Source organism: Massilia sp., assembly GCF_031995545.1.
GTDB lineage: Bacteria > Pseudomonadota > Gammaproteobacteria > Burkholderiales > Burkholderiaceae_D > Telluria.
Genome location: NZ_DAMAGA010000005.1, coordinates 136023 through 151606, shown reverse-complemented (window position 1 = coordinate 151606; position 15584 = coordinate 136023). Strand labels below are relative to the sequence as shown.

General features: G+C 65.7%; 17 protein-coding genes and 1 tRNA gene. 10 read left to right on the top strand and 8 right to left on the bottom strand.

The window, feature by feature from the left end; genetic code table 11:
• The first annotated feature begins 23 nt into the window (after positions 1-23).
• The 4 genes from RTQ83_RS06255 to RTQ83_RS06240 all read left to right on the top strand — a co-directional run bounded on the left by RTQ83_RS06255 (position 24) and on the right by RTQ83_RS06240 (position 4338).
• On the top strand, positions 24-1118 hold the full coding sequence (locus RTQ83_RS06255; protein ID WP_312512221.1) for a M48 family metallopeptidase: 1095 nt from the start codon (positions 24-26) through the stop codon (positions 1116-1118).
• A gap of 247 nt (positions 1119-1365) precedes the next feature.
• Entirely contained in the window at positions 1366-2361 is a 996-nt protein-coding gene (locus tag RTQ83_RS06250) for an XdhC family protein (RefSeq protein ID WP_312512219.1), read from the top strand.
• Between the two features lie 116 nt (positions 2362-2477).
• On the top strand, positions 2478-3386 hold the full coding sequence (locus RTQ83_RS06245; protein WP_312512217.1) for a DMT family transporter: 909 nt from the start codon (positions 2478-2480) through the stop codon (positions 3384-3386).
• Positions 3387-3399: 13 nt separating this feature from the next.
• Positions 3400-4338: a DNA-3-methyladenine glycosylase 2 gene (locus RTQ83_RS06240; RefSeq protein ID WP_312512215.1), complete on the top strand. Its 939-nt coding sequence runs from the start codon at positions 3400-3402 to the stop codon at positions 4336-4338.
• On the opposite strand, the gene RTQ83_RS06235 is transcribed toward RTQ83_RS06240, so the two are convergent.
• A complete protein-coding gene (locus RTQ83_RS06235; RefSeq protein WP_312512213.1) occupies positions 4335-4748 on the bottom strand; it encodes a T6SS immunity protein Tdi1 domain-containing protein in 414 nt (137 codons plus the stop codon). The genes RTQ83_RS06240 and RTQ83_RS06235 overlap by 4 nt on opposite strands.
• Before the next feature lie 225 nt (positions 4749-4973).
• On the opposite strand from RTQ83_RS06235, the gene RTQ83_RS06230 reads away from it, so the two are divergent.
• Positions 4974-5615, top strand: coding sequence for a 2-hydroxychromene-2-carboxylate isomerase (locus RTQ83_RS06230; RefSeq protein WP_409456084.1), 642 nt, complete (start codon positions 4974-4976; stop codon positions 5613-5615).
• A 60-nt stretch (positions 5616-5675) separates the two neighbouring features.
• On the opposite strand, the gene RTQ83_RS06225 is transcribed toward RTQ83_RS06230, so the two are convergent.
• Positions 5676-5752, bottom strand: a tRNA-Met gene (locus RTQ83_RS06225).
• 195 nt (positions 5753-5947) lie between these two features.
• On the opposite strand from RTQ83_RS06225, the gene RTQ83_RS06220 reads away from it, so the two are divergent.
• From RTQ83_RS06220 to RTQ83_RS06200, 5 genes are all read left to right on the top strand, one after another.
• Positions 5948-6529: an NUDIX hydrolase gene (locus RTQ83_RS06220; RefSeq protein ID WP_312512207.1), complete on the top strand. Its 582-nt coding sequence runs from the start codon at positions 5948-5950 to the stop codon at positions 6527-6529.
• Between the two features lie 28 nt (positions 6530-6557).
• A complete protein-coding gene (aat, locus tag RTQ83_RS06215) occupies positions 6558-7280 on the top strand; it encodes a leucyl/phenylalanyl-tRNA--protein transferase (RefSeq protein ID WP_312512204.1) in 723 nt (240 codons plus the stop codon).
• Between the two features lie 63 nt (positions 7281-7343).
• Positions 7344-8072, top strand: coding sequence for an arginyltransferase (locus RTQ83_RS06210; protein ID WP_312512201.1), 729 nt, complete (start codon positions 7344-7346; stop codon positions 8070-8072).
• 111 nt (positions 8073-8183) lie between these two features.
• A complete protein-coding gene (locus RTQ83_RS06205) occupies positions 8184-9227 on the top strand; it encodes a quinone-dependent dihydroorotate dehydrogenase (protein ID WP_312512199.1) in 1044 nt (347 codons plus the stop codon).
• A 2-nt stretch (positions 9228-9229) separates the two neighbouring features.
• Complete coding sequence (locus RTQ83_RS06200; protein ID WP_312512197.1) at positions 9230-10276, top strand: aldo/keto reductase; 1047 nt, start codon at positions 9230-9232, stop codon at positions 10274-10276.
• Between the two features lie 30 nt (positions 10277-10306).
• Here the strand turns inward: RTQ83_RS06200 and RTQ83_RS06195 are convergent, their stop codons facing one another.
• The 6 genes from RTQ83_RS06195 to RTQ83_RS06170 form a co-directional block, all read right to left on the bottom strand.
• Entirely contained in the window at positions 10307-11233 is a 927-nt protein-coding gene (locus tag RTQ83_RS06195; RefSeq protein WP_312512195.1) for a CysB family HTH-type transcriptional regulator, read from the bottom strand.
• A complete protein-coding gene (locus RTQ83_RS06190; protein ID WP_312512193.1) occupies positions 11230-12303 on the bottom strand; it encodes a sulfate ABC transporter ATP-binding protein in 1074 nt (357 codons plus the stop codon). Before RTQ83_RS06190 ends, RTQ83_RS06195 begins: the two co-directional genes overlap by 4 nt.
• Before the next feature lie 16 nt (positions 12304-12319).
• Complete coding sequence (cysW, locus tag RTQ83_RS06185; protein ID WP_312512191.1) at positions 12320-13228, bottom strand: sulfate ABC transporter permease subunit CysW; 909 nt, start codon at positions 13226-13228, stop codon at positions 12320-12322.
• Positions 13225-14097: a sulfate ABC transporter permease subunit CysT gene (gene cysT / locus RTQ83_RS06180; RefSeq protein ID WP_312512189.1), complete on the bottom strand. Its 873-nt coding sequence runs from the start codon at positions 14095-14097 to the stop codon at positions 13225-13227. Before cysT ends, cysW begins: the two co-directional genes overlap by 4 nt.
• A gap of 227 nt (positions 14098-14324) precedes the next feature.
• The gene (locus RTQ83_RS06175) at positions 14325-14963 is read right to left on the bottom strand and encodes a peroxiredoxin (RefSeq protein WP_290416404.1); all 639 of its coding nucleotides are present in this window, start codon (positions 14961-14963) and stop codon (positions 14325-14327) included.
• Between the two features lie 79 nt (positions 14964-15042).
• Positions 15043-15429, bottom strand: coding sequence for a diacylglycerol kinase (locus RTQ83_RS06170; protein WP_312512186.1), 387 nt, complete (start codon positions 15427-15429; stop codon positions 15043-15045).
• Positions 15430-15584 lie beyond the last annotated feature (155 nt).

The following is a 15584-nucleotide window of genomic DNA, read 5'->3' as shown; positions in this document are numbered from 1 at the left end:
CGCCTCAGCAACAAAGGAGCCCCATGATCCGCATCCAACGCCTGCCCCGCCTGAATACCGTCGTCCTGACCGCCATGGCGGCCCTGCTCGCGGCCTGCACCACGCCGGGCCCCATGCAGACGTCGACCGTCCCGGGCGTGATCCCCGAGGCCGGCGCGCCGGCGCAGGCCGAAGTCACGCCGCAGGTGGCGGCCGCCGCCGAAGTCCTGACCCGCATGGCGGCCCAGCAGGACCGCCTGTACCGGGTCGCGGCTCCGCTCCTGATCGACAACGCGGAACTGTGCACCAAGCACGCGCGCAACCTGCTCGGCTTCACCGCCAAGAACCGCTACGCCTATCCGGGCCAGTACAACGAAGCCGCGCACCTGGTGCTGGGCATGGGCGAACGGCTGCAGGTGACCAATGTGCTGGTGGGCAGCGGCGCCGCCCGCGCCGGCCTGCGCCAGGGCGACCGCCTGCTGGCGGCCGGCGCCACGCCGCTGCCGGAAGGCCCGAACGCCCTGAGCGGCGCCGGCGCCGTGTTCGGCCCGATCGTCTCGAAACAGGCCACGCTGCCGCTGTCGATCGAACGTGACGGCAAGCCGCGCGACCTGAGCATCCCGGTAACGCGCGCCTGCGCCTTCGCCATCGAACTGGGCAACGCCGACAACGTCAACGCCTACGCCGACGGCAGCCGCGTGATGGTCACGCGCGGCATGATCGGCTTCACCCAGAACGACGACGAACTGGCGTACGTGGTGGCGCGCACCATGGCGCACAATATGCTCGGCCACGCCGGCACCCAGCGCAATGCCGCTACCATCGGCAGCATCATCGACAACCTCACCACCATCAATCCGGATACCTCGATGCTGATCGGCAGCGGCGGCGTCAAGGCCATGCCGGCCGATGCCGACGCGGCGGCCGACCGCCTCGCGATCTATCTGCTGGCACGCGCCGATTACCGCATCGAGGGTGCGTCGGCGTTCTGGAAGCGTGTGGCGGCGGTGCATCCGGCCAAGGTGCTCAATGGGTATACGGCCAATCACCCGGCCACGCCGGCGCGGGTTGCCGCGATCGACAAGGCGGTGGCGGAGGTGAAGGCCAAGAAGAGCGGGAAGAAGGCGCTGGTGCCTTGATGGTTGATGCGCATGGTTCGCGTTGAACCGCATGCGCTAACGTGATGCTGCGGACTTGGGTCCCCGCCAAGGGGACCCAAGTTTCCTCGCATAGACCAAACGCCCGCTTGCACCTCACACCACGCACCCATCCCACAACGCCGCATCATCCGCACCACCGCGCACGCCCCCATCCGACGCCCTCCCCGCTTTTTTTGTATGATTGTCCATCTTGCACCAACCGCCGCCTGACGCGGCCCGCCTTACCATGGACAGTATCGACCTCGACGTGCTCAAAACCTGCGCCGCCTGGCTGGCAGCGGGCCGGCGCTGCCAACTGGTCACCGTGATCAAGACCTGGGGCTCGAGCCCGCGTCCGATTGGCGCCACCCTCGGCATCTGCGAAGACGGCAGCGTGGTCGGTTCGGTCTCGGGCGGCTGCATCGAGGATGACCTGATCGCCAAGGTGCGCGACAACGGCATCCAGATCACGCGCCCGGAAATCCTCAGCTACGGCATCAGCGCCGACGAGGCGCACCGCTTCGGCCTGCCCTGCGGCGGCACCATCGAACTGGCCATCGAACCACTGACGCCGGCCAGTGGCATCGACGCGCTGCTGGCGCGCCTGGAAGGTGGCGAACTGGTCGAACGGCGCGTGCGCCTGGCCGATGGCGCCGTCAGCCTGCACCCGGCCCAGCCGAGCGCCATCCAGCGTATCGAGAACGACGTGCTGCACACCCTGCACGGCCCGCGCTGGCGCCTGTACATCATCGGCGCCGGCCCGCTGTCGCGCTTCCTGGCGCAGGTGGCGGCCGGCATGGATTACCGCGTCACCGTGTGCGACCCGCGCGAGGAATACCGCAGCGGCTTTAACATCCCCGGCGTGACGCTGGTGCATGCCATGCCCGACGACCTGGTGCTGGAAGCCAAGCTCGACGCCCGCAGCGCGGTGGTGGCATTGACGCACGACCCCAAGCTGGACGACCTGGCGTTGATGGAAGCGCTCAAGTCCGACGCCTTCTACGTCGGCGCGATCGGCTCGCGCCTGAACAACATGAAGCGGCGCGAACGCCTGAAATTGTTCGACCTGACCGACACCCAGCTGGCGCGCCTGCACGGCCCGATCGGCCTCTACATCGGCAGCAAGACGCCGTCCGAGATCGCGATCTCGATCATGGCCGAAATGACCGCCGTGAAGAACGCAGTGCCGGAAGCGATGCTGGTGCCGCATGCGGCAGCGCCGACGCTGGCAAGCGCCGCGTAGGGTTCGCCTCGGCGGCCCCGCGCTCCGCCAATTCAACCGCAATAACCGGCTGGCGCGAACCGCGCCGCGCTGCCACAATGGACTGTTTCCTGGCAGACCATTATTTCAACCCAACAATGAATACCGCGAACATGCTGCGCCTGGTGGCGCTGGCCGCCATCTGGGGCGGGTCCTTCCTCTTCATGCGCATCGCCGCGCCGGTGCTGGGACCGGCGGTGCTGATCGAATACCGGGTCGGCTTCGCGGCGCTGTTCCTGGCCGCCGTGGCCTGGGTGCTGCGGGTGCGCGGCAAGGGTGCGCCGCTGGCCGTGCGCCAGCACTGGAAGCATTACCTGGTACTGGGCCTGTTCAACTCGGCGCTGCCCTTCCTGCTGTTCGCGTTCGCCGCGCGTACGCTGTCGGCCTCGGTGCTGTCGGTACTCAACGCCACCGCGCCGATGTGGGGCGCGCTGGTCGGTGCCGTGTGGGCGCGCCAGCCGGTGGCGGGACGCACCGCACTCGGCCTGCTGCTCGGCACCGGCGGCGTGGCGCTGCTGGTCGGCTTCGACCACGCGGCCGAGCGTCCCGGCGCCGCGTTGGCGGTGGCGGCGGCGCTGGTCGCGGCGTTCAGCTACAGCATCGCCAGCCAGTACGCCAAGACCGCCAAGGCGGTGGCGCCGTTCGCCAATGCGCACGGCTCGATGTGGGCCGCGGCCATCCTGGTGCTGCCGCTGGTCGTTTTCTTCCCGGCGCCGGGCGAGCCGACGATGGGCATCATGGCCGCCGTGCTCGCGCTGGGCGTGCTGTGCAGCGGCATCGCCTACATCATCTATTTCAAGCTGATCGAGGAAGTCGGCACCACCTCGGCCCTGACGGTCACCTTCCTCAATCCCCTGTTCGGCATCCTGTGGGGCGCACTGTTCCTGCACGAAGCGATCGGCTGGCACACGGTGCTGGGCTCGGCCATCGTCCTGCTTGGGACGGCATTGGTGACCGGCTTCCTGCCATCCTGGCTGCGCGCGCCGGCCGCCGCCGGCGGCAAGTAAGGACAACGCCAAGATGGAACATTCCGTCGTCATCGACCTCCCCTCCGGCTACCGTATCGCGGACGTGCTCGCCTTTCACGGCCGCGATGCCGAAGGCGTGGCCGAGCAGGTCGAAACGCACGGCCTGCGCAAGGGCGTGCTGCTGGACGGCATACCCACCCTGTTCGACATCACTGTCGACAGCGACCGTGCCCGCTGCCGCATCGACTGCGACCTGCCCGGCGCCGAATCCAATGCCGCCGGTACGGACGCCGCCCCCGCCCTCCCCATCCGGCTGCAAACGCTCGCCCACGACGCCCTGCTGAACATCCTCGGCCTGCGCATCGACCCGGCCCCGTTCGCCGCCTTCGCGCGCGACGACGCGCTGCTCGGCCCTGTGCTGGCGCGCCAGCCCGGCCTGCGCATCGTGCAATCGGCCACCGTGTTCGAAGCCCTGACCTGGGCCATCATCGGCCAGCAGATCAACCTCACCTTCGCCATTGCCCTGCGCCGCACGCTGATCCTGCAAGCCGGCCGCCGGCATGCGAGCGGCCTGTGGTGCTACCCGGAAGCGCGCGACGTCGCTCGTCTCGACGTCGAGCAACTTACCAGCCGCAAGTTCTCGCAGGCGAAGGCCGACACCATCCTGCGCGTGGCCCGCATGGTCGAGGACGGCAGTCTGTCGCTCGACCGCACCCGCGACGCGGCCGAGGTCAGCGCCGAGCTGCTGGCGATCAAGGGCATCGGCCCCTGGACCGTGAATTACGTGCTGCTGCGCGGCTTCGGCTATCCGGATTGCTCGCTGCACGGCGACGTCGCCGTGCGCGCCGCCCTGCACCAGCTGGGTGCCAGCGCCGAGCGCCCCAGCGTGCAGGAAGCCGAGCGCCTGCTGGAGCGCTACCAGCCGCACCGCACCATGGCCGCCGCCTACCTGTGGGCCAGCCTTGGCGAAAAGCCAGACCCGGCCGGCTAGTTCCAGCGAGGCAGCCCGTCATACTGCTGCGCGCCCTCCCCCGAAAACCGGATCAGCTCGGCCAGCGGCGCCATCGCCAGGTTGTCGCAGCCGTAATGCCCGCCGAGCGCACTGGGAATCTTGAGACAGTACTTGCGCCCTTCCTGCAGCGGGCCCAGCGCGGCTTCGGCCAGGCGCACCGCTTCCGGCATGTACCAGTCGTCCAGGAAATCCTGGTTATAGGCGAGCGCATCGAGCGCCTCGCGGTTGCTGGCCAGCGGTTCGCAACACAGGTCTTGCGGCCGCAGGCGCCAGTAATGATCGTCCTCGTCGCGGATGATCAGATTGCCGAAGGCATTGGCGCCAAGGACTTCGACCGCCGTCAGGCCGACCCAGCCCCAGGACTCGTTGATGTCGTCAACATGGATCATGATGTGCCTTTCGCTTGTCGGCCGGAGGATGAACGTGCCGCCATCCGGCCCTCGCACTGTTGGACCGGGCCGGATCGCCGTCATTGCAGCGAACGCGAGCGGACTTGACCTGCGTCGAGGCCGTTAAAGGAGAGCAACGAAACAAACGCTCGCCCGCTCATCCGTATTGACAGTCCACCGGCGCTCGCTCAACATGGATCTTCCCGCGTCGAGCAAAGGAGCCAGATCTTGAGCAATGCACCCGGCGTTCAACCCCGTTTGGAATTCTGGTTCGATTTCGCCAGCAACTATAGCTACCTGACCGTCATGCGCATCGAGCAGCTGGCGGCGCAGGCCGGCGTACAGGTGGTGTGGCGCCCCTTTCTGCTGGGGCCGATCTTCCGCGATTTCGGCTGGAATACCTCGCCCTTCGTGCTGCAGCCCGAAAAAGGCCGCTATGTCTGGAACGACATGCGGCGCCGCGCCGAAAAGTACGGGCTGGCCTTCCAGCGGCCATCGGTGTTTCCGCGCAACGCGCTGCTGCCGATGCGCGTCGCCCTGCTGGGCGCGGATGAGCCGTGGATCGGCCGCTTCTGCCAGCGCGTGATGCAGCAGAACTTCGTCGACGACCTCGACATCAATCAAGCTGAACATACGCGGCGCGCGCTGGACGGCCTGGTCGCCGATCCCGAACGCTATATGGCGGCGGCACAGGCCGAAGACATCAAGGCGCGCCTGCGCGAACAGACCGGCCAGGCGCAGGCACGCGGCATCTTCGGTGCACCGACCTTTTTCGTCGGTGAAGAAATGTTCTGGGGCGACGACCGGCTCGAGGATGCGCTCGCGTTCGCCGTGCAAGCGGCAACCCAGGACAGCAGCGCAGAGTAACGCTGCCGGAAATGGCAAAAGCCCCTGATTCTCGTTTGAAAATCAGGGGCTTTCTGAATTTGGTTGCGGGGACAGGATTTGAACCTGTGACCTTCGGGTTATGAGCCCGACGAGCTGCCAGACTGCTCCACCCCGCGTCTGATGGAATGAATTATACGCCGCTTGTCATATTTAGGCAATGCCAATCCTGCCGCCGTCCGCAATTGCAACAGTAAATTGCTCATCAATAAACACGCACGGTCGGCCGGCCACGTAACGGCAGAGCACCATACGCCGCCAACCGGACCTGCATTCGGTGTAAAGTAAGGGCAATGCCAATTCGTCAAACCGTCATGAAATTCTGTTCCGAGTGCGCCCATCCCGTCTCTCTGGCCATCCCCGAAGGCGATAACCGGCCGCGCTACGTCTGCCCCCAGTGCCACACCATCCACTACCAGAATCCGAAGCTGGTGATCGGCTCGATTCCGGTCTGGGAGCGCGACGGCCAGCTGCAGGTGCTGCTGTGCCGGCGCGCGATCGAGCCGCGCTACGGCTACTGGACGCTGCCGGCCGGCTTCATGGAAAACGAAGAGACGACCGCCCAGGCCGCCGTGCGCGAGACCGAGGAAGAAGCCGGCGCCAACGTCGAACTCGGCAACCTGTTCACCCTGCTCAATGTCGCCCACGTACACCAGGTGCATCTGTTCTACCTGGCGACTTTGCGCGACCTCGATTTCGCGCCGGGCATCGAAAGCCTGGAGGTGCAGCTGTTCACCGAAGACCAGATTCCATGGGATGAACTGGCCTTCCCCACCATCCGCACCACGCTGGAACTGTTCTTCGCCGACCGGATCAAAGTGCGCGAGGGCGGCAGCTACGGCTTTCACAGCCAGGACATCCATCGCCCGATGATCGCCCCGCGCGAACCGGATTGACGGCCCTGGCTCGAGAAATACAACCACCATGATCCCCTGGCTCGAGTCCGACTCGCCCTTCCCCGACGTGTCCAAGGCGCTGACGGTGGAAGCGCCCGGCCTGCTGGCGGCCGGCGCCGACCTGTCTCCGCAGCGGCTGCTGCTGGCCTACCGCAACGGCATCTTCCCCTGGTTCTCCGAAGGCCAGCCGATCCTGTGGTGGAGCACCGACCCGCGCATGGTGCTGTACACCGACCGTTTCAAGATCAGCGCCAGCCTGGCCAAGACCCTGCGCAAGGTCGAACGCAGCCGCCTCGAAGGCGGCCGCTGGGACGTGCGCTTCGACAGCAGTTTCGAATCCGTGATGCGCGCCTGCGCCGCGCCGCGCCGCGACGGTCCCGGCACCTGGATCTCGGACGACATCATCGACGGCTACACCGGCCTGCACGCCCTCGGCTACGCCCATTCGTCCGAGGTCTGGCTCGATGGCGAACTGGTCGGCGGCGCGTATGGCGTGTGCATCGGCCGCATGTTCTACGGCGAATCGATGTTCGCGCGCGTTTCGGACGCGTCCAAGGTGGCACTGAGCTACCTGGTCGCCTTCCTGCGCAGCCAGGGCGTGCGCATGGTCGACTGCCAGCAGGAGACCGGCCACCTGGCTTCGCTGGGCGCGGCGCCGATCGCGCGCAGCCAGTTCCTGGAGCACTTGCGCAGCGCCATTCATGAGCCGGCAATTGGCCCGTGGAAGGTCACGACACCGTTGCCTGCCTAACAGTGGCGCGCGTGGGTTTTCGTTAGAATAGGGGTACCGAACGCCGTCTCGAGAGTCTTTTGCATGACGCACCTACATGACCTGCCCTTCGCCACGCTGCAGTTCTATACCACGGCGCCCTATCCGTGCAGCTATCTCGATGCGCGCCAGGCGCGCTCGCAGGTCGCCACGCCATCGCACCTGATCAACGCCGACGTCTATTCCGAACTGGTCAAGAACGGTTTCCGCCGCAGCGGCATCTTCACCTACCGTCCGTATTGCGACGGCTGCCAGGCCTGCATCCCGGTGCGCGTCAAATGCGCCGACTTCCAGCCCAACCGCACCCAGCGCCGCGCCTGGAAACGCCACGGCGACCTGGTGGCGATGGTGGCCAACCTGGCGTTCTCGGACGAGCACTACGCGCTGTACCTGCGCTACCAGACCACGCGCCACGTCGGCGGCGGCATGGACCAGGACAGCCGCGACCAATATGCCCAGTTCCTGCTGCAAAGCCGCGTCAACACGCGCCTGGTCGAGTTCCGCGAGCCGGACGGCACCCTGCGCATGGTCTCGATCATCGACGTGCTGTCCGATGGCCTGTCCTCGGTCTACACCTTCTTCGACCCGGACGTCGAAGGGGCCTCCTACGGCACCTATAACATCATGTGGCAGGTGAACCAGGCGCACGAACTTGGGCTGTCCTACGTCTACCTCGGCTACTGGATCGAGCAGAGCCCGAAGATGGCCTACAAGATCAACTTCCGCCCGCTGGAAGCGCGCATCGACGGCGAATGGGGCGTGCTGGAGCGCTGACATCGTACGCGGCCCGCGGCCGGCGGCATGACATTCGCGTCATGACATTCGATTACGGACCCGGGCCCGCCAGCGCGTTAGAATGGCGGGGATATCCCGATTGAGTATCCCATGCCCGACAAACTCCTCTACACCCTCGCCCGCCCGGCCCTGTTCTCGCTCGATGCGGAAGCCGCCCACAACCTGACCCTGCCCCTGCTGCGCCGCCTCGATGCGCTCGGCCTGACCGGCGCCTTCAAGAAGCCGGCGCCCGACCCGCGCACCGTCATGGGCATCACCTTCCCGAATCCGGTCGGCCTGGCCGCCGGTCTGGACAAAGATGGCGCCTACATCGACGGCCTGGCGGCCCTCGGCTTCGGCTCGATCGAGATCGGCACCGTGACCCCGCGCGGCCAGGGCGGCAATCCCAAGCCGCGCATCTTCCGCCTGCCACGCGCGCGCGGCATCATCAACCGCATGGGCTTCAACAACGGCGGCGTCGATGCCTTCGTCGCCAATGTGCAGGCGTCGCGCTTCTACCAGGAGAAGCAGGGCGTGCTGGGCCTGAACATCGGCAAGAACGCCGATACCCCGATCGAGCGCGCCGCCGACGACTATCTGCACTGCCTGCGCAAGGTCTACCCTTACGCCAGCTACGTCACGGTCAACATCTCCTCGCCGAATACCAAGAACCTGCGCCAGCTGCAGGGCGCGTCGGAACTGGACGCCCTGCTGTCGCAGCTGAAGCAAGAACAGACGCGCCTGGCCGACCAGCACGGCCGCTACGTGCCGGTCACGCTCAAGATCGCGCCCGATATCGACGGCGACCAGATCCGCGACATCGCCGGCGCCCTGCTGCGCCACAAGATCGACGGCGTGATCGCCACCAACACGACTCTCAACCGGCGCGGCGTCGAAGGCATGAAGCATGCGACCGAGACCGGCGGCCTGTCGGGCGAGCCGGTGTTCGAGCTGTCGAACATCGTGATCCGCGCGCTCAAGAAGGAATTGGGCGACGAGGTCCCGATCATCGGCGTCGGCGGCATCCTGCGCGGCCAGGACGCGAAGGCGAAGATTGCGGCGGGCGCCCAGCTGGTACAGCTGTACAGCGGCTTGATCTACGCCGGCCCGGCGCTGGTGCGCGAATGCGCCAACGCCCTGCGCAAGAAGGACTGAATATGGAACGTACGACGTTAGGCCGCACCGACCTGTCGGTGACCAAGGTCTGCCTGGGCACGATGACCTTCGGCGAGCAGAACACCGAAGCGGATGCCCACAGCCAGCTCGACTATGCGATCGAGCGCGGCATCAACTTCATCGACACCGCCGAGATGTATCCGGTGCCGCCCAGCGCCGCGACGCAAGGCAGCACCGAACGCTTCATCGGCAGCTGGCTCAAGAAATCCGGCGCGCGCGCGCGCATTGTGCTGGCGACCAAGGCCGCGGGCCCGAATGCCAGCCAGACCTGGATCCGCGGCGGCAAGCACAATCTGGACGCGGCGAATATCCGCGCCGCGGTCGACGCCAGCCTGGGGCGCCTGCAGACCGACTACATCGACCTCTATCAGCTGCACTGGCCGAGCCGCAACGTGCCGATCTTCGGCGCCAACCAGTTCGATCCACGTAAGGAACGCAACGGCGTGCCGATCGAGGACACGCTGGCGGTGCTGGGCGAGTTGATCAAGGAAGGCAAGATCCGCCACATCGGCGTGTCGAACGAAAGCCCGTGGGGCGTGTGCGAGTACATCAAGCAGGCCGAGATGAAGGGCCTGCCGCGCATCGCCACCATCCAGAACCTCTACAACCTGACGGCGCGCGCCTTCGAATCGACGCTGCTGGACGAGGTGTGCTTCCGCGAAGAGGTCAGCCTGCTGGCGTACAGCCCGCTGGCGTTCGGGCAGCTGAGCGCGAAGTACATCGACGATCCGAAGGCGGTCGGGCGCCTGTCGATTTATCCGCCGACCTGGAGCCCGCGCTATCTGCGGCCGGCGGTGCTGGATGCAACGCGCGAATACGCGGCGCTGGCGCGCGAGAACGGGATGAGTCCTGCGCAGATGGCGCTGGCGTGGTGCTATTCGCGCTGGTTCGTCGGCTCGACCATCATCGGGGCGACCACGCTGGCGCAGCTGAAGGAAAACATCGATGCGTTCGAGACCGTGCTGCCGGTCGACGTCATGAAGCGCATCGACGAGATCCACGCGCGCTATACCAATCCGGGGCAGTAAGCAGCCCTGGTGATTGAGGCGGAACCGGCTTCACTCCGTCGCGATCGCCTTCTCGATGTCCGCACGTGTGTAGCCCTGCGCGAAGCGTTCGATGAAGTGAAACGCATACGCGCGCAGGTAGGCGCCGCGCCGCACCGCAAGCCGCGTCACGTTCTGCGCAAACAGATGCGACGCCTCGATCGCGCGCAGTCCTTTGTCGCGTCCATGATCGAATGCCATCGACGCCACGATCCCCACGCCCAGCCCCAGCGACACGTACTGCTTGATCACGTCCGAATCCATCGCCGTGAGTACGATGTCCGGCGCCAGCCCGGCCTCGACGAACGCCGCATCGATGTGGCTGCGCCCCGTGAAGCCGACGTCATACGTGATCAACGGATGCTCGGCCAGGTCCTCCAGCCGCAGCGGCGTTTTACTCGCGAAGATCGGATGCCCTTCCGGCGCCACCACCAGGTGGCTCCAGCGGTAGCACGGGAACGACACCAGGTCCGGAAACGCCGACAGGCCTTCGGTGGCGATGCCGATATCGGCCTTGCCCGACGCGACCCATTCCGCGATGTGTTCCGGCGCGCTTTGCTGCAGGGCGATGCGCACGTCCGGGAAGGCCTGGCGGAAGCCCTGCACCACTTGCGGCAGCGCGTAGCGCGCCTGGGTGTGGGTGACGGCGATGGTCAGGGTGCCGCTGTCCTGGGCCGCGTATTCGCGGCTGGCCTGCTGCAGGTTCTCGGCTTCCACCAGCAGCTTTTCGACGATGCGCAGGATGCCCTTGCCCGGCGGCGTGAGGCCGGTCAGGCGCTTGCCGTTGCGCTCGAAGATGACCACGCCCAGCTCGTCCTCCAGTTCGCGGATCTGGCGCGACACGCCGGGCTGCGACGTGAACAGGGCATTCGCCACTTCGGTCAGGTTGAAATCACGCCGGGCGGCTTCACGCACGGAGCGCAGCTGCTGGAAGTTCATATATTGTTTCCTTCGTCGACGAACACTTCGATGCGGCGCGGGCGCACCACCAGCGTCTCGCCCTCTTTCAGGCCCAGGCTGGCGAAGCGCTCGTTCGGCATCACCGCCTCGATCAGCTGCTGGTTGTCGGCGCGCTCCAGATCCAGCTGGGCCAGCGGGCCGATCGCATGCGCGCGGCGCAGCTTGGCCACCACGCCTGCGGCGCCGGGCGTGTAGCGCTCGACGTCGAGGTCGTGCGGACGCACGTAGCCGATACCGGCGCCGTCACGCACGCCGGCGAATTGCGGCGCCTGGAACGAGGCGTCGCCCGAGGCCAGCACGCCGTCCTGCACGCGTCCGTGGAACAGGTTGACGTTGCCGAGGAAGCCGTACACGAACGGCGACGCCGGCTGGTTGTACACCGCGTCCGGGCTGCCCAGCTGCTCGACGCGGCCCTTGTTCATCAGGACCACCTGGTCCGCCACTTCCAGCGCTTCTTCCTGGTCGTGGGTGACGAAGATCGAGGTCACGTGCAGCTCGTCGTGCAGGCGGCGCAGCCAGCGCCGCAGTTCCTTGCGCACCTTGGCGTCGAGCGCGCCGAACGGCTCGTCGAGCAGCAGCACGCGCGGCTCCACGGCAAGCGCGCGCGCCAGGGCGATGCGCTGGCGCTGGCCGCCGGACAGCTGCGGCGGATAGCGGTCGGCGATCCAGTCCAGCTGCACCAGCTCCAGCAGTTTTTTCACCTTGTCGCGGATCTGGTCTTCGCTCGGGCGCTCCTTGCGCGGCTTGACACGCAGGCCGAAAGCGACGTTCTCGAACACGGTCATGTGCTTGAACAGTGCGTAGTGCTGGAACACGAAGCCGACCTGGCGCTCGCGCACGTGGCGGTGCGAGGAATCCTGGCCGTCGAGCAGCACCGCGCCCGAATCCGGGTGTTCGAGGCCGGCGATGATGCGCAGCAGCGTGGTCTTGCCGCAGCCCGATGGGCCCAGCAGCGCGGTCAGTTCGCCGTCCGGGAACTGCAGCGAGACGTCGTCGAGCGCGGTGAACTGGCCGAACTGCTTGCGGATGTGTTGGACTTCGATCGTCATTCGACTTGGCTCCGGATTAATGCGTTGGCGTGTCGGTCGAGGCCTTGCGAGCCGCGTGCAGACGCCATTCGATAAAGGACTTGATGGCCAGCGTCACCAGCGCGAGCAGCGCCAGCAGCGACGCGATCGCGAACGCGGCCGTGAAGTTGTATTCGTTGTAGAGGATCTCGACCTGCAGCGGCATGGTGTTGGTCTCGCCGCGGATGTGGCCCGAGACCACCGACACCGCGCCGAACTCGCCCATGGCACGGGCGTTACACAGGATCACGCCATACAGCAGGCCCCACTTGATGTTCGGGAGCGTCACGCGCCAGAAGGTCGACCAGCCCGAGGCGCCCAGCACCAGCGCGGCCTCTTCTTCTTCGGTGCCCTGCTGCTGCATCAACGGAATCAGCTCGCGCGCCACGAATGGGAAAGTGATGAACACGGTCGCCAGCACGATGCCCGGCACCGCGAACAGGATCTTGATGTCGTGCTCGGCCAGCCACGGACCGAACCAGCCCTCGACACCGAACAGCAGCACGTACATCAGGCCCGCGATCACGGGCGAGACCGAGAACGGCAGGTCGATCAAGGTGAGCAAGATACTCTTGCCGCGGAATTCGAACTTGGCGATGGCCCACGCCGCCGCCACGCCAAACACCAGATTCAGCGGCACCGAGATCGCGGCCGCGATCAGGGTCAGCTTGATGGCCGAGATGGCGTCGGGGTCGAGCACCGACTCCACGTACACGTCCCATCCCTTTTTCAGCGCTTCCGCGAACACCGCCACCAGCGGCACGAACAGGAACAGGGTCAGGAACAGCAGTGCGACCGCGATCAGCGCGTAACGTACCCAGCGCGGCTCGAGCGAATTGGTGACCACGCGCCGTGCGGGTGCCGCGGCCTGGCGCGGCAGGCCCTTATTGTCCAACACCGCGCTCATGGCTTGCCCGCCCGTTTGCGCGTCCACGCCTGCAGCAGATTAATCGTCAGCAGCAGGATGAACGAGAAGATCAGCATCACCACCGCGATCGCGGTCGCGCCGGCGTAGTCGTACTGCTCCAGCTTGGAGATGATCAGGAGCGGCGTGATCTCGGACACCATCGGCAGGTTGCCGGCGATGAAAATCACGGAGCCGTATTCGCCGGTGGCGCGTGCGAAGGCCAGCGCGAAGCCGGTCAGCAGGGCCGGCGTGATCGACGGCAGCACCACGCGGATGAAGGTCTGCAGCGGCGATGCGCCCAGGCTGGCCGCGGCTTCTTCCAGTTCGCGTTCGGCTTCTTCCAGCACCGGCTGCACCGTGCGCACCACGAACGGCAGGCCGATGAAGGTCAGTGCCACCACGATGCCCAGCGGGCTGAAGGCGACCTTGATGCCCCACTCGGCCAGGTATTGGCCGATCCAGCCATTGTGCGAGTACAGCGACGTCAAGGTGATGCCGGCCACCGCGGTCGGCAGCGCGAACGGCAGGTCGACCAGGGCGTCGACGAAGCGCTTGCCGGGGAACTGGTAACGCACCAGCACCCAGGCCACGATGCCGCCGAACACGACGTTGATCAGGGCGGCGATGAAGGACGCGCCAAAGCTCAGGCGATAGGAAGCGACCACGCGTTCGGACGTGACGGCGCTCCAGAACCCTTCCCAGGTCAGGTTGAAGGTGTTCAGGAAGACCGCCGACAGCGGGATCAAAACAATCAGCGCCAGGTAGAACAGCGTGAAGCCGAGCGAGAGCCCGAAGCCGGGAATCACCCGGCCCGGCCGCTTGCCCGGTTTCACGCCCACCTGCGCATTGCCTGGCATTGCAAGGTCCATGCGAGTCCTTATTACAAATTCTTCTAACGGACTGGCATGCTCTCACGCGAAGTTTATAAAACAAACGAAAGAATACTTATTTGTATAGACACCAAATGTTATGTAAAGCCCGGCTTTTGCAATGAATTCCGCATGTTCTTATGCGAAGAAATTCGCACTACGACGAAAAAAAACGGCGACCCAGGTCGCCGTTTCATCGTTACGCAGCCGCAGCCGCGTATGCCGGATTACTTGTTCGGTTGCGGGGTCAGGCGCAGATACGGCTTCGGCGCTTCATACCCTTTCGGATACTTTTGCTTGATCACTTCCGGATCGGTTACGGTCAGCGGGATGATGACCGGATCGCCATCCTTCCAGTTGCCCGGGGTGGCGACCGTATAGCCGTCGGTCAGTTGCAGCGCATCGATCACGCGCAGCACTTCGTCGAAGTTGCGGCCGGTGCTCATCGGGTAGGTGATGATCAGGCGCACTTTCTTGGCCGGGTCGATCACGAACAGCGAGCGCACGGTGGCGGTGGCCGAGGCGTTCGGGTGGATCATGTCGTACAGCTGCGAGACCGATTTGTCGGCATCGGCCACGATCGGGAAACCGACCACGGTCTGCTGGGTCTCTTCGATGTCCTTGATCCAGCCCAGGTGCGATTCGGCGGCGTCGACCGACAGCGCGATCGCCTTCACGTTGCGCTTGTCGAATTCGGGTTTCAGTTTGGCGGTCAGGCCCAGTTCGGTGGTGCAGACCGGGGTGAAGTCGGCCGGGTGCGAGAACAGCACCACCCAGGAGTCGCCTGCCCATTCGTGGAAGCGGATCTTGCCGATGCTGGAATCCTGCTCGAAATCGGGGGCGGTATCGCCGAGGCGTAAGGTCATCGTCTTCTCCTTAGTTAAGTCTATCGGTTAAGTCTATCGTTGAGGTCTATCGAACGTGAGCGCGTTGATCGCGTGCGGCTCACATGAATCGGTTGTACAGCACCACGGCCCAGGTGGCGGTGGCCATCAGCAGCGTGATCGCGACCGCGGCGCTGCCGATGTCCTTGGCCGCTTTCGACAGCGGATGGCGCTCGAGCGAGATGCGGTCGACGATGGCTTCGATCGCCGAATTGATCAGCTCGACCACCAGCACCAGTCCCAGCACGCCGATCAGTGCCAGCTTCTGGAAGCCCGACACCGGCAGCAGCAGCGCCACCACGGTCGCCAGCGCGATCACTACCACTTCCTGCCGGAACGCCGCTTCGCTGCGCCAGGCCCAGGCCAGGCCGTCATAGGTGTTGCGGCAAGCCGCGGCGATGCGCGCGATGCCGCGCAGGGTCTTGAATTCGCTGGTCGGGTGTTCCATGGCGTTTCGGTCTCGTCTTATCAGATGGACATGCAAGAACGCCATTATGCCTGCCGCGGATCAGCATGTGGCAATCCGGCGATTTACGCAACCGGCGCACCACTCCAGGTTTGCATCGCCGTTTCACATCATGGTATAAAGGAAGCGATACTGCA